The organism is Desulfitobacterium metallireducens DSM 15288, assembly GCF_000231405.2.
Classification (GTDB): Bacteria; Bacillota; Desulfitobacteriia; order Desulfitobacteriales; family Desulfitobacteriaceae; genus Desulfitobacterium_A; species Desulfitobacterium_A metallireducens.
In genome coordinates this window covers 2,817,326-2,831,568 of record NZ_CP007032.1, presented here as the reverse complement: position 1 = coordinate 2,831,568, position 14,243 = coordinate 2,817,326, and the positions used below count along the sequence as shown (strand labels likewise).

Below are 14,243 nucleotides of genomic sequence, written 5' to 3'. Positions count from 1 at the left end.
AGATGTGCCTTTTTGTAGTGAACAGGACATAGAGTATTTAGAACTGTTTCCTAATTTTGAGAGAGATTTCGAAGATAATAAAGAGGAGAAGGGGCTTTGATTATCGAATATTAGTGAATGTTCGTGAAAACGATCGAATAATAGGTGTGAGAATATGATCACAAGGTAATTATAAGAATAGTTTAAGGTATAAGGGTCAATCTATAGGATTGTCTGGAAGAAAGAGAGACGGGATTTTAACCGCTGAAGTTGAGCATAAGTTTTAAATAAAGTAATTGGTTAAAGCCTTAAAAGGAGATTATAATCTGTGATGAATAAATGGATAAACCAACTTAAGCTTGATATTAAAAGTAGACCTGATTTTATTTTTAATACAGTTTTGACCAGTATTTTTTTTGCCTTATTACTTGTGCTACCAGTTTACGATGGATTTTTAAAAGTTAGATTCGGTATTAACGATTTTTCTGATCACGTTATGTCGGCTGCATCTGCTACAAATCTTAATATCGCAGCCCGCATAGATAGTTACTTTCTTTTGCTTTTTGGTGTTATGGCATTATTGATGATCTTTTTTTTATTGATATATATTAGATTCAACAAATATTACAAGACTGGTATAGATGAAAAAGTTAAAGAATTCATTAGAGATTCCTCTTTTATTGGGATTGCAGTTATTTTAGCGAGCATATTTACGACAAACAAAGATTTTGCGGCTTATATTATTGGTATTGCAGTTCTTTTAGGTTGGATATTTCTTTCACAAAAAGAAGATGGAAAAGATTTTGATATGCTTGTTTGGTCTTTGCTTATTTCTGCCTCCTTTGCAATATTTATTTATGTAATGTTTATGCGTTATGATTTCATAATCAATCTATCTCAAAATTGGATTATTCAAAAATTAGGACTATCTCCCAATTTAGCATTTGCCATTTTGAGCTGGGTTTTATCAATTATCGGTTGTCACTTTATTCAACAAAGATTTCTTAATACTGTAATCATTAACCAATTTGAAAAATACAAAGCTGCAATTATTATAAGTGGAATACCCTTTTTATTTACGGGCATTGTCCAATCAATTTCGCTAGAAATATTAAACATACTAAATAAAAATTTTAACATTGTTTTTAACAGGCCTCGCGTTATGTATCTCGTTTTAATGCTTCTAGCTACTATAGCTTCAATTCTACTTTATTTTCTCATGGAAAAAAGAAAAATTAGTAGTTTTAGAGCAGTCGATATAATATACAAGCTGTATATACCAGTTACATTAATTAGTTTTGTTGTTATGATTGCTCAACCTTTCAGAATGACCAGTGATGGTAACGAGTTTTTTGAAATGGCTAATCATGGTCTATCGCTAGATCAGTTTTTTAGATTTGGAAGTATTCCAATAATTGAAAGCTTTGATGCACATATGATGTCAAATGAAATATTCGCATTTTTGTATTCTTTAATTAATGGATATGAACCTTGGGCAGCTTTTTCATATAATAATTACAATTGGTTACTTTATTTCATTCCCATGTTTTATATATTGAGAAGACTTATAGGGCCCATGAATTCATTTTTTATCATTTTATGTTTTCCTCTTCTTACAACATTATTTAATGGATCTTTTATACTGTCTGGGCTAGTAGCTATTTGTGTAATACGAATGATTTCTTCTCATAAGACGCTCGATATGTGGCTTTTTTGGATTACCACATTATTTCTATGTATTTACAGGCTAGATTTAGGGTTTGCGGCGCTTTTAGGCGGAATATCGGTGTATTATCTAACTTGCTTTGTTTTTAAGGAAAAGACGGGCACTAAACTATTCGTGCTAATAGGAACATTTACATATGGGATTGCATTACTGCTATTTACATTGCTCTGTTGGTTAAAGGGAATAAACCCAATAAACAGATTTATGGAATTTATTCAGCTTTGCTTATCAAATCAGAGTTGGGCATACAATTCAGTTGGGAATTCAGACATGCTTGCTTATGTTATAGGGTATTATCTTCTCCCACTGACAGCACTTCTTTGTGCTTTTTGGGTAGTTATCAAAACCGTAGTACTGACTAGAAATCAAAAGGAAATATTTAAGAATAGTAATACATGTATAATAAATAAAGATGCTTGGATTATGTCTATTTTCTTTACGGCGTTTTTTATTTTCAATGCATCGAGGGGCATTGTACGTCATTCTTTTAACGAAAATACAATTATAGCTATATTGGGAACGATTCCGCTTGCAATGGTATCATTTGCTGTAATTAATAAACAATCAAAGTTAAACATGTTTAAGTTTCTTGTAGCAGCACTTGCACTAATATTAGTGATGAATGTAAATGTTACATCATATAAGGGATTGGGCCCCTCGCTTATATCAAAAGCAGTAACATCCCAGTCTTATCAAGAACAATATACCCCTACGCAGGCATTTAACGGCACCAGGGTAAAAGGTCCGATTATGCCGTCAGATGCACAAAGTTTAAAGAGTATCCTGGATACAGTTTTAATTCCTACGGAAACTTATTTTGATTTTACTTCAAGTAATTATTTCTATGCTTTGGTCGGCAGGAAGAACCCGGTTTATGTTAATCAATCACCGCTTATGATAAGTAATGATAAGACACAAGATTATGCATTGCAGCAAATTAAAGCAACTAAGCCACCTATTATCCTCGTTCCTATCAATGGAAACCTTTGGAGTAACATTGATGGCATATCTGTAGATTACAAGTATTACATGATATCAGAGTATATTTATCAGAATTATACACCTCTCATTAGGTTGCCTATGTTTGATGTATATAGTTTAAAAGAGAAGAAAGATATATATCTTGATGAGCTGACTAAAAGAGGATTGCTTGCCGGAACGATTTACGATGGTTCCTTCGATTTTGTTAACAAGCAACGACTTTCTTATAATAATTCTTCAGGTCAGATTAAGAACGAGGGAGAGCTAGATCTCAATCCAGCTGGAATTGATCCCTATACATTTGGATTTATGGGACAGCTCAGAGAAAAATATCCCAAATTAAAAGATAATATTGGGGTAAGTAAACCAACACAGCTTAAAGTTGAATTTGATTCTAAATCAGCTGGCCGTATTCAATTATTCTATACTTTAAATGAAAATGAAAAATTTTCTGAGCAACAATCAAAGATTATAACCATTAATGCAGAGGGGCAAAATTCTGCGGTACTTGAATTGCCGTCTATGCCCTATGAACTAAGAATTGATGTTGATACTCAAGGAGTGATCTTGAAGAAATTAAACATTTCCCAAGGCCTGCAATTGATTAATAATCAGCCTGAAATTTGGGCTCGTAATCTAGGCGAAATTCCGAGACTTTGGGCGGAAAAAGACGGGAATAAAGAATTTTTAGCAGCTCCTCAATTACAAGTTGTTGAAAACAACATTACTAGCTTAACAGCAAGTACAGAGAGAATACCATCAAATGAGCCGATGTATTTACTACTTCAAATAGATAGCGGAGCAGCTTCGTCCGCTAAAGTTGACATCGAACAATCACAAAGTAAACTTGGCGAGTTTAATTTTACTGTTTCAAAGGGTAGCCATTCTTATGTTATTCGATTGAGTACAGATTATCATTGGTGGAATAATCCCCAAAAAGATATAAGAATTACTAGCAGCATACCTGTTAATATAAACAAATTCTGTTTTATTTCTGCAGATTCATTAAAGTATTATAATTTGAGATAGCTTTATGATAAAAACTCGAAGGGTTGCGCTTGGCTGGACCATCAATTTGGGGTTGTACCAGTTTAACCTATAAGAGGAATTAAGAGCAGATAAAAGGAGAAGTAGTATGAAAAGTTTAGTAGGCTATACTGGATTTGTCGGTTCCAACATTGCAGTGAAGGCTAATTTTGACAGGTTATATAATTCAAAGAATATCAAAGAGGCATTTAGTACAAATCCAGATTTGCTTGTGTTTGCTGGTATTCCTGCGGAAAAGTATTTAGCAAACAACAGTCCGGAAAAGGATTATGCTACTATAAAGGAAGCCTTTGAAAATATTCAGAAAATCAATCCTAAAAAACTAGTGCTGATTTCTACTATTGACGTATATAAAAATCCAGTGGATGTCAATGAGGATGTTCCTATTGATACAGAAAATCTTAATTCTTATGGGCTAAATCGCTATTATCTTGAGAAAATGATTGAGGACTCGGCGCTAGATGCCCTGATTATTCGATTACCAGGTCTTTATGGGAAAAATATAAAAAAGAACTTCATTTATGATTTGATTCATCTTATACCTTCTATGTTGACAGAGACAAAGTTTATAGCGCTTTGCAATAAAAACGAATTTATTAAACCTTTTTATACGAAGCAAGATAATGGGTTTTATAAGTGTTGCAAATTGACTGATGAAGAAAGAATACAGGTGAAGCAGTATTTTAATGATATTGGTTTCAGTGCTCTTAATTTTACTGACAGCAGAGGTTCGTTTCAGTTTTATAATTTGGAGTTTTTATGGGAGCATATCCGGCTTGCACTATATTTTAATATCAGAAAGTTAAATCTTGCCACGGAGCCTGTATCTATTTCAGAGCTGTATAGTTCAATTAAAGGGACGGACTTTGTAAATGAGGTTGCTCAATTTGTGCCCAATTATAATTTCAAAACTAATTATGCAGAACTTTTAGGTGGAAAAGATGGGTATATATTTAATAAGGAGTTTATAAAGGATGACATCAAACGATTTGTCGCAGAACAGTAAAATAGCATCACAAAACATAAAAATGGCTCGGTTTATAAAACCATTCGTTAAACGATTTAAGATAAAGAGTTTTATTTGGTATGCAGGTGTTATTTTATTGCTGTTAATATGCTTCAACTCTGGGCTTCAAAGAATTATTAATTCTGATTATTTTCCCACTAATGGTGATTTTCAAAACTACAATGTATGGAGAAGATTATTAGCGGGGCAAATACCTTTTAAAGAATTTCCAGTTTATTTGGGAAGTGGACATTTATTATTGGGTTCCCTATTCACTTTTATATTTGGAAACAATTTTACAGCTAGCTTATTTGCGAGTTATTTATTAACCTCTCTCTTTTCAGTTTTGAGTGTTTACCTAACATCATTCTGTATTATGGGGAAAAAAGAATCAGCCTTATTTATTACAAATATTATTTCTATAGTTAATATTCTCAGACCCCAATTTATTATTAATATAATACCAAAGGATTTCTGGATAGGCCTAGATGCTATGTTTTATCCGCATAATTCTGCAAGAATAATTAGAAGCGCAGTTATTCCAATTATAGTATTTAGTTTAATCTTTATATTTTATCTTTATCAAAAAAAGGAAAACGATGAGTTTCTAAACAATAGCAAATTAAGACTTATTTATATAACTATATTAGCAGCTTTTTCAGGCGCAGGAATTCTCTACTCTAATGATTATGGCATTTCATCATATATTGCATTATCATTGATATTCTTACTTTTTTTGATTAATGTATTTGAAAAAGATATTCTATCTATTTTGAAAGTCACTTTCTATTATATAGTTGTTTCTGCCTGCGTTTTTTTTATACTTTTAGCACTTCTAACAAGAGGAAATGTCTTATCGTGGTTTGAATTTACATTGGGGGTTAGTAGCTATCAGTCATGGTATTACGGACAATCAATTAATAATAAAGCTTATTATCTCTCCCAATTAAACTATTCTCCTATTGTTCTCATTGCATTATGTATCATCTTTTATAATATCTATAAGCTTTTTAATAATAAGGAAAAGTTTTACTCCCTAAGCTTACGTTCAGGTGGCATAATATATATCTTGCTTTCCGGAATCATTGCAACCGATTTATATCGCATGATGTCAGGTGGTTTTAACAATGAATTTCTCTATTTATGCGTATTTGTAATACTAGTTTCTTATTTATATATACTAATATGTAATTTATTCACAAAGATTTTCCCGAGAAAAAGTAGTGATGTTATCAAATTTGTAGTGATTATTATTTGCTTCTTTCTAATTTTGCCGCTGATATTAAATAAGGCTACTGCTTTAAAAGGTGAACGTAATGGAGAATTTAATACTCAATTGGGCGGATATCTCACTTCTTACGCACCAAGTTTAAACACAGCTTCAAAATATTTAAATGGCCAACCCATTTTCTCTACATATGCTTCAGCATTAGAAACAATAACAGGCCAATTTCAGCCAACAGGAACAGATTACATTATTCATGTATTGGGGGATAAAGCAAGAATAAAATATTTGCAGGATTTTTCTACCAGTAAATATCCATATGCACAAACAATAAAAGGCGAATTTACTCCTTGGGAATATTGGATTAGAAGCGCAAACTGGTTTTTCTATAGGGAATTGTATAAAGACTATAATATTTCATTTGATACAATTTATAGCTTTATATGGGAAAGAAGCTCTAAATCTAATACTATTCAAGCAAATGCTTCTGTCAAACTAGAAAAGATATCTGACAGTAAATTTAAACTTTTTTGTACAGCAGATAAAAAAATACAAGGAATTGCTGATGTTAAGTTGTCTTACAAAAGTAATTTTAATAAGAGCTTTTTGAAGACAGGTCTTGTCAACAAATTTGTACATGTTAGTGATATAACAGCTTATACTATTTACAATGAACCTTATGTTAATTATTTTATTCCACCAAATACTGATGACTATCATATACCTATTACTTTGGTCGATGGTTCTGGCGAAGTTGAATTAGATAGCTATCCCAATGATGCAACATCTCTTTCCATAACTGAAGTAACGGTCGAAGAAATTATAAAGAATCCATTTGAGAAGGATAACATATATATTAATCATATACGGCCTGCATCCATTACTGATGGAAATTGGATAAATGGTGTTGGAATGAAAGTTCCTATTTTGCTATTTAGCAATACAGATAAAAACAGCGAGATGCTCAAGGGTGCTAACCAAATAAAAGTTGGCGATAAGATAATAGATATCATTAGCATTGATTCTGATGCTCGGTGGATTCGTGCCAATTTTCCGGAAGATACTGATCTAAATTCTTTTGCCTATCCGAATAATATAGAAGTGATTCCTCTTGAGAAGAATAACATAAATAGTAATCATATACGGGCTGCATCCATTACTGATGATAATTGGAGAAATGGTGTGGGGATTAAAGTTCCTATTTTGCTATTTAACAATACACGCAATAATAGCGAGATACTCAAAGATGCTAAGCAATTAAAAGTTGGTGATAAAATAATAGATGTTATTAGCATTGATACTGATGCCCAGTGGATACATGCTAATTTTTCCGAAGATACTGATTTAAAGACATTCGCTTATCCGAATGATATAGAGGTGATTAAATGAACATAGCTATATCTAATATTGCATGGTTGGCAGAACATGATAATCAAATGTATTCCTATCTGCAAAATGCAGGTTTTATAGGCCTTGAAATTGCACCTACACGTATTTTCCCCCAATTACCCTATGAAAAGATCATTTATGCAAAAAAGTTCGCAAATCAGTTAAAGGCAGACTATGGCCTTTCCATTCCTTCTATGCAGTCAATCTGGTTTGGAAAAAGTGAAAGAATTTTTGGCAGTACAGAGGAACGCAACATATTAATTGATTATACCAAAAAAGCGATTGACTTTGCGGAAGAAATTGGGTGTAATAATTTGGTGTTCGGTTGTCCTAAAAATAGAATTTATGAGACAGATAATGATATAAACATTGCGACTTCTTTCTTTAGGGAGCTTGGAGAATATGCGAAGACCCATCATACTATATTCTCGATGGAGCCAAACCCTGTGTTATATGGCACTAATTTTATCAATTCTACTCAGGAAGCTTTTGATTTTGTGAAAGTAGTGAAATGTGACGGATTCAAGGTTAATGTGGATTCGGGCACAATTCTTTATAATGAGGAAAGCTTGCACTCGGTTGAAGATAATATTCAATTGGTCAATCATATTCATATTAGTGAACCTAATTTGGAAGTTATTAAGAAGAGAGAATTGCATACTCAATTAGCAGAAATATTAAGGAAGAAGGATTATCAGGGCTTTGTATCTATTGAAATGAGAACGCAGAATAATTTAGATACGATATTAAATGTTATGCAATATATAAAAGAGGTGTTTGTGTGATTTATGAGGAAATACCCGGTGTTCCAAAATTTGAATGTGAAGAATATGCACCAAAAAGAACAAAATACTGCATATGTATTCCAATTATTAATGAGGGAAACCGCATATGGGATGAGTTACAGCGTGCACAACGGTATCAGATAGATAAAGCCTCGGACATTATTATTTGTGATGGTGGTTCGACTGACGGGTGTACAGAAAGTGAACAATTAAAAGTATTAGGGGTAAACACCTTACTCGTAAAGCGCGACAAGGGCAAACAGGGTGCACAGCTGCGTATGGGGATGTGGTGGGCACTCCAACGCGGTTATGACGGCATTGTAACCATTGACGGCAACAACAAGGATAGTATCGAAGACATTCCGAGGTTTCTTGAAAAGTTAGAACAAGGGTATGACTTTATTCAGGGTTCACGGTATATTAAGGGCGGGCACGCTGTGAATACTCCTATTATCCGTCATTTGTCCGTGCGTCTAATACACGCGCCTTTGATTTCTCTGACAGCAAAATATCATTTTACAGATACGACGAACGCCTTTCGCGCACATTCTAGAAAATATCTGGAGCACCCTGAAGTGCAGCCTTTTCGGGATATTTTTATGACCTATGAACTACTTGCATATCTCTCCGTTAGAGCAACGCAACTGGGCTTGAAAGTCTGTGAGTTGCCTGTGACTAGAGCCTATCCTAAAACAGGGAAAACACCTACAAAAATCAGTTTTCTAAAAGGAAATAGTGAGCTTATGAGTATTTTGCTGAAAAATCTAAGGGGAGAGTATAAGCCTAAATGTTAATTAAAGAATGGACAGATGTTAAGTTGGAGAGCCCCATTGCTGTACCCAGTGATGAGTCATCCATATTAAAGAAATTGAAAGGGTGAACATCAGTGCTATACGATAAAATCATCATTGGTGCTGGGCTGTACGGTCTGTATTCCGCACTATTCTGTGGAAAACGAGGAGAAAAGGTAATTGTCTTAGAAATAGACGATGGGCCTTTCAGGCGAGCAACATATATTAACCAGGCACGGGTACATATGGGGTATCATTATCCTCGCTCCTACTCTACTGCCATAAAATCAGCGCACTATTTTGAACGGTTTTGTGCAGATTATGGCTTTTGCATCCACTCGGAATTTGATCAGGTATACGCGACTTCAGCCAATTTCTCATGGACAAATGCGGAGCAGTTTCGCAAATTTTGCAAGGACGCGAACATAATGTGTGCAGATATTGCGCCGAAAAAGTACTTCAATGATGACATATGTGATGGTACTTTCCTTACTCGCGAATATACCTATGATGCACAAGTCTTAAAAGAATATTTCCTCGAAAATATTGCTAAATATTCCAATATCGAAATCCGCTATAATGCAAAAATACAAAATATAGAGCAAAAAGGTACTCATTACAAGGTAATTCTAGAGGATGGAAAAATTCTAGAAAGTGATTTTATTCTTAACTCCACCTACGCTTCAGTAAATCAGGTATCGAACTTGCTGGGCTTCGAGCCTCTTAAAATTAAATACGAGTTATGCGAAATTATTTTGTGTACTGTCAGCGATAAGTTGAAAAATGTGGGCCTGACGGTGATGGATGGTCCGTTTTTCTCAATTATGCCTTTTGGAAAAACTGGGTACCATTCTCTTACTTCAGTCACATTTACCCCACATATGACAAGCTTTGATAGCGTTCCTACCTTTGAGTGTCAGGTAAAAAGTGGTGGCTTCTGCTCGTCTACGCAACTCGGAAATTGCAACGACTGTCCGGCAAAGCCACAAAGTGCATGGGATTATATGTCCAGTCTCGCCCGTAAGTACATTAGGGAAGAGTATGGATTTTCATATATCACTTCGCTTTTTTCCATGAAGCCGATTCTAATGGCATCGGAGATAGATGATTCCAGACCAACGGTTATTAAGGAATTTACTAGAAATCCTATTTTTATTAGTGTGCTATCAGGCAAAATAAACACAGTATATGATTTAGATGAGGTACTTAAAAATGGAAAGTAACAAAGAAAGCAATTTTATTTCGGCAGTGCTTTATGTGCATGATAACGCAAATCAAGTTTCAGAGTTTTTGCCACCTTTATATAGAATTTTGAACGATAATTTTAAGAAATTCGAAATTATATGTGTAAATGACTGTTCCAAAGATGACAGTGTCAAGGTAATCCGTGACTTTGCTGATACGGCTGAAAATGCCATGATCAGCATTGTTAATATGAGCCTTTATCAAGGAATTGAACTCTCCATGAACGCAGGGGGTGACTTATCCATTGGCGATTTTGTGTATGAATTTGACTCGCTTTGCATGGATTATGACGAGAATGCCATTATGAAGGTGTATTTTCACTCCTTAAAGGGTTTTGATATTGTAAGTGCAGCACCGAAAAAAATTCGAAATATGACGTCTAAACTATTTTATCAATTGTATAATAGGCATTCAAATAGTTCGTATAAGCTACGTAGTGAAGCATTCCGTATATTGTCACGCCGTGCAATTAACAGGGTACATTCTATCAGTAAAACCATTCCTTATCGTAAGGCTCTATATGCAAACTGCGGCTTAAAGATGGATACGTTGCTTTATCAGGCGAAAAGTCTTTCAAGTCGTACTTATAGTAAGAGCGTGAGTGAAAAAAGAAGGAGTGTGGCAGGTGATAGTTTGATCTTATTTACAGATGTTGCTTATAAAATTTCCATTATACTCAGTGTGCTTCTTCTTGCGTTCACTCTCGCCTCTGGAATATATACTTGCGTTATTTTCTTCGGGCGGCAACAGCCGGTTGCGGGGTGGACAACTACTATGCTTCTGCTTTCCGGCGGTTTTTCTGGAGTCTTTCTCATGCAGGCAATTGTAATTAAATACCTTTCTGTGCTTGTGGATTTGGTCTTTAAACGTCAAAAATATCTAATTGAATCCATCAATAAGATTTCGAAGTGAGTGTCATGATAGAATCTTTTAAGAAAAATAAAAAGGGTATTCTTCTGATGCTCCTTTCCTCGCTATGCGTATGTTTTGGACAGCTTTTTTGGAAGCTGTCAGGGGAGCAGGGGTTGGCAATGCTCCTTGTGGGTTTCATTTTATACGGGCTAGGCGCACTCGTGATGCTAATAGCTTATCGATTTGGTAGTTTATCAGTTTTACAGCCTATGCTAAGTATGAATTATGTACTCACTGTTTTTATAGCATCTGCAATTCTCGGAGAGCAGATTACTTTCTCTAAGATACTAGGAATTAGCATTATTATTGTGGGTATTATCCTAATTGGAGGCGGTGATGGGAAATGAAATATATGTTTTATTTAATCGTCATGACGCTGATGGGCTCTGTGGCTGCCTTTTGCCTAAAAAAGGCCTCCGGCAGCGAGGGCCTCATGGTACTACTTAAAAATAGGTTCCTATACTATGGTGGAATTTTGTATTTTTTGTCCGCACTAATTAATATTTACTTATTGCGGATTTTACCTTATTCTGTGGTGTTGCCACTGACGTCAATTACCTATATCTGGACGATGGCGATTTCTTATTTCGCATTGAAAGAGGAGATTTCTTTGAGGAAAATCTCTGGTGTTGTATTGATTGCTTTGGGAGTTGCGTTTGTAGCGATATAGGTAGGTTAATGAAAATGAGATTGATGAAAAGAGGAAGCTAGCGTGGAGGAGAGAAAGAAAAGTCTTATCCAGTTAGACTATACGGGTATGATGAGAAGTGAAAAAAATCCAAAGGCTATTTCGGAGAAGGACCTATGTTCCTTTCAACCGCAAATGCATATCGCTCGTGTGGCCTTGCTTCAAAAAAGAGCCCAGGGTGAATTAGACTTTTCTGCCTTGCTATTAGAGATGAAAGGGCAGGCTCAGCAAATTCAAGAGTATGCAGATTATTTGTCAGAGCATTATGAGAACTTTGTTTTATTAGGAATTGGAGGGTCTGCTTTAGGCCCTCAGGCCGTGCATCAGGCGCTACGGCCGTATTACTATAACGAACTTTCTTCTGAAAAGCGAAATCATCGACCCCGTTTCTATGTCGTCGATAATATCGACCCAACCCGTTTTAAGGACTTGCTCGAAAGTTTAAATCTTGAGAAAACGATGTTTAATGTCATTAGTAAGTCGGGAAACACATCTGAGACGATGGCCCAGTTCCTCATTGTGCGTCAGATGCTTAAAGAGGTGTGTAAGGATCAATTTAATGAACATATTGTAGTGACCACAGATCAAGAGAAGGGCAATCTCGTTACTTTATCTGAAAATGAAGGATATCGTCGTTTTGTTATCCCTTCAGGGATTGGGGGGCGGTTCTCAGAATTAACTCCGGTGGGGTTACTTCCTGCAGCAGTATGTGGTATTAACATTTTTGAATTACTTGACGGTGCAATCGCTATGGATAAAAAGATTCGCGAACAAAAAGATCTCTTTGAAAATCCTGCACAGTTGAGAGCGGCATTAGGATGTTTTTCACTTAAACGGGGAAAAGCAATCTCTGTTTTTATGCCATATGCGGATGGACTGAAAACGATGGCCGATTGGTATGCGCAACTCTGGGCGGAAAGTCTAGGAAAACGCTATGATCGTCAAGAACAGGAAATTTGGACAGGTCAGACGCCGATTAAGGCATTAGGAGTTACAGATCAGCACTCTCAAGTGCAGCTTTATACAGAAGGCCCTAATGATAAGATTTTTACCTTTGTAACCGTTAGGATATTTGATGAGGAAATTTTAATCCCCAAGGATGATGATTTAGAGCAGAATATTCAATTCTTAGGGGGGCATCAGCTCGGAGATTTGTTGCGCGCAGAACATAAGGCAACAGAATACGCGCTATCATTAGCAGGTCGTCTTCATCAAAATATCATTCTCCCTGAGCTTAATGCTTACACTGTTGGACAACTCCTCTTACTACTAGAATGGGAAACGGCGTATATGGGTGAACTTTTAAATATAAACGCTTTTGACCAACCTGGTGTAGAAGAGGGCAAAATCGGTACATATGCTTTAATGGGTAGACCCGGGTATGAACAGAGACGATCAGAGATAGAAGAATCTATTTGTAAGAAATATATAATTTAGTACTTAACGAGTTGTTAATTCAAGTGGGTATAATATATCCTGGTGTTCGTGAATGAGGTGGTGCTACTATGTTTAATTGGTCTTTAATGAGGAAGACGGTTAAAGAGTTACGCAAAAATCAATACTTAACTGCAAAGGACCTTGCGGATAAACTTCATCTTGATACAAGCGAAGTTCTAAAATTGGATGATTTAAGACTTAAAGATGTGGATGAACCGCTAAGATCCCAGTTTCTCCCGATTTTAAGAGGAGATTATATGGATAAGATTCCTTGGCTTTAAATTTTTTGAACTATCAACAAAATAGAGAACTATGAATTCAATCATTGCAACTTTGGGCTTTCCGGATCAATATGAAGGAGTATTTATTCTCATTTCCAAGATCATAATTTTTTTCTCACTTCGAATTTCGTAAGAAATGAAAAGCATGTTAAGGTTTTATCGGGGGTCTTGCTTTCAGAAGCGTTCTTGATTGGTATTTTTCACGTTTTGTCCTGAGCGTAGCGAAAGGAATGGTTATAATTATGGACGAAAATCAACTCAAAGATTATACAAAACGTATTGAGATGATCATCAAAGAATATGAGAACACTATAGAACGACAACTTGATAAGCAATACCTCAGAAGTACTAAGTGGTCAGATCGTCTGGCTGATCGGATAGCAGCTTTTGGCGGCAGTTGGAAATTCATCATGCTGTTTAGTGGTTTTCTCGCCTTATGGATAATAACTAATACGGTTTTAGTTATAGGCCATTTCGATCCACCGCCGTTCATTCTATTAAATCTTGTCCTATCATTTATTGCTGCCTTCCAGGCACCGATCATTATGATGAGCCAAAATCGACATGCAGAACATGACAAACATGAATCATTGATTGACTTTGCGATAAACTATAAGGCTGAAAAGGAAATTGATGACATACAACAACATTTACATAGAATGGAAGCGGATATAATAAAAATTAAGAAACTGTTAGAAAACTCGAGTAACCCGATCCATTCCAGATAATATTTGAGTCAGCCGACCTCCCA

The 14,243-nt window shown here is 35.3% G+C and carries 12 protein-coding genes; all 12 read left to right on the top strand.

Features of this window, described 5'->3' with window-relative positions; all coding sequences use genetic code 11:
- Positions 1-307 precede the first annotated feature (307 nt).
- Positions 308-3,715, top strand: a complete 3,408-nt coding sequence (locus tag DESME_RS13705; RefSeq protein WP_006718051.1) for a hypothetical protein — start codon at positions 308-310, stop codon at positions 3,713-3,715.
- A 106-nt stretch (positions 3,716-3,821) separates the two neighbouring features.
- Positions 3,822-4,739, top strand: coding sequence for an NAD-dependent epimerase/dehydratase family protein (locus DESME_RS13700; RefSeq protein WP_006718052.1), 918 nt, complete (start codon positions 3,822-3,824; stop codon positions 4,737-4,739).
- Positions 4,708-7,353: a hypothetical protein gene (locus DESME_RS13695; protein ID WP_006718053.1), complete on the top strand. Its 2,646-nt coding sequence runs from the start codon at positions 4,708-4,710 to the stop codon at positions 7,351-7,353. Before DESME_RS13700 ends, DESME_RS13695 begins: the two co-directional genes overlap by 32 nt.
- On the top strand, positions 7,350-8,138 hold the full coding sequence (locus DESME_RS13690; protein WP_006718054.1) for a sugar phosphate isomerase/epimerase family protein: 789 nt from the start codon (positions 7,350-7,352) through the stop codon (positions 8,136-8,138). The genes DESME_RS13695 and DESME_RS13690 overlap by 4 nt, the downstream gene beginning before the upstream one ends.
- Positions 8,135-8,932, top strand: a complete 798-nt coding sequence (locus DESME_RS13685) for a glycosyltransferase family 2 protein (protein ID WP_006718055.1) — start codon at positions 8,135-8,137, stop codon at positions 8,930-8,932. The genes DESME_RS13690 and DESME_RS13685 overlap by 4 nt, the downstream gene beginning before the upstream one ends.
- 92 nt (positions 8,933-9,024) lie before the next feature.
- Entirely contained in the window at positions 9,025-10,152 is a 1,128-nt protein-coding gene (locus tag DESME_RS13680) for an FAD-dependent oxidoreductase (protein ID WP_006718056.1), read from the top strand.
- Entirely contained in the window at positions 10,142-11,086 is a 945-nt protein-coding gene (locus DESME_RS13675; protein ID WP_006718057.1) for a glycosyltransferase, read from the top strand. Before DESME_RS13680 ends, DESME_RS13675 begins: the two co-directional genes overlap by 11 nt.
- A 5-nt stretch (positions 11,087-11,091) precedes the next feature.
- Entirely contained in the window at positions 11,092-11,433 is a 342-nt protein-coding gene (locus DESME_RS13670) for an EamA family transporter (protein WP_025248820.1), read from the top strand.
- Positions 11,430-11,756 carry an EamA family transporter gene (locus DESME_RS13665; protein ID WP_006718059.1) on the top strand — a complete coding sequence of 109 codons (327 nt, stop codon included), beginning with the start codon at positions 11,430-11,432 and terminating at the stop codon, positions 11,754-11,756. Before DESME_RS13670 ends, DESME_RS13665 begins: the two co-directional genes overlap by 4 nt.
- 42 nt (positions 11,757-11,798) lie before the next feature.
- A complete protein-coding gene (locus tag DESME_RS13660; protein WP_006718060.1) occupies positions 11,799-13,211 on the top strand; it encodes a glucose-6-phosphate isomerase in 1,413 nt (470 codons plus the stop codon).
- Between the two features lie 68 nt (positions 13,212-13,279).
- A complete protein-coding gene (locus DESME_RS13655; RefSeq protein ID WP_006718061.1) occupies positions 13,280-13,492 on the top strand; it encodes a hypothetical protein in 213 nt (70 codons plus the stop codon).
- A 242-nt stretch (positions 13,493-13,734) separates the two neighbouring features.
- Positions 13,735-14,220: a DUF1003 domain-containing protein gene (locus tag DESME_RS13650; RefSeq protein WP_006718062.1), complete on the top strand. Its 486-nt coding sequence runs from the start codon at positions 13,735-13,737 to the stop codon at positions 14,218-14,220.
- Positions 14,221-14,243: the final 23 nt, after the last annotated feature.

Coding starts and splice junctions, on each gene's coding strand:
- DESME_RS13700 (WP_006718052.1), top strand. CDS start 3,822: ATGAAAAGTTTAGTAGGCTATACTGGATTTGTCGGTTCCAACATTGCA.
- DESME_RS13670 (WP_025248820.1), top strand. CDS start 11,092: ATGATAGAATCTTTTAAGAAAAATAAAAAGGGTATTCTTCTGATGCTC.
- DESME_RS13695 (WP_006718053.1), top strand. CDS start 4,708: ATGACATCAAACGATTTGTCGCAGAACAGTAAAATAGCATCACAAAAC.
- DESME_RS13675 (WP_006718057.1), top strand. CDS start 10,142: ATGGAAAGTAACAAAGAAAGCAATTTTATTTCGGCAGTGCTTTATGTG.
- DESME_RS13690 (WP_006718054.1), top strand. CDS start 7,350: ATGAACATAGCTATATCTAATATTGCATGGTTGGCAGAACATGATAAT.
- DESME_RS13665 (WP_006718059.1), top strand. CDS start 11,430: ATGAAATATATGTTTTATTTAATCGTCATGACGCTGATGGGCTCTGTG.
- DESME_RS13655 (WP_006718061.1), top strand. CDS start 13,280: ATGTTTAATTGGTCTTTAATGAGGAAGACGGTTAAAGAGTTACGCAAA.
- DESME_RS13650 (WP_006718062.1), top strand. CDS start 13,735: ATGGACGAAAATCAACTCAAAGATTATACAAAACGTATTGAGATGATC.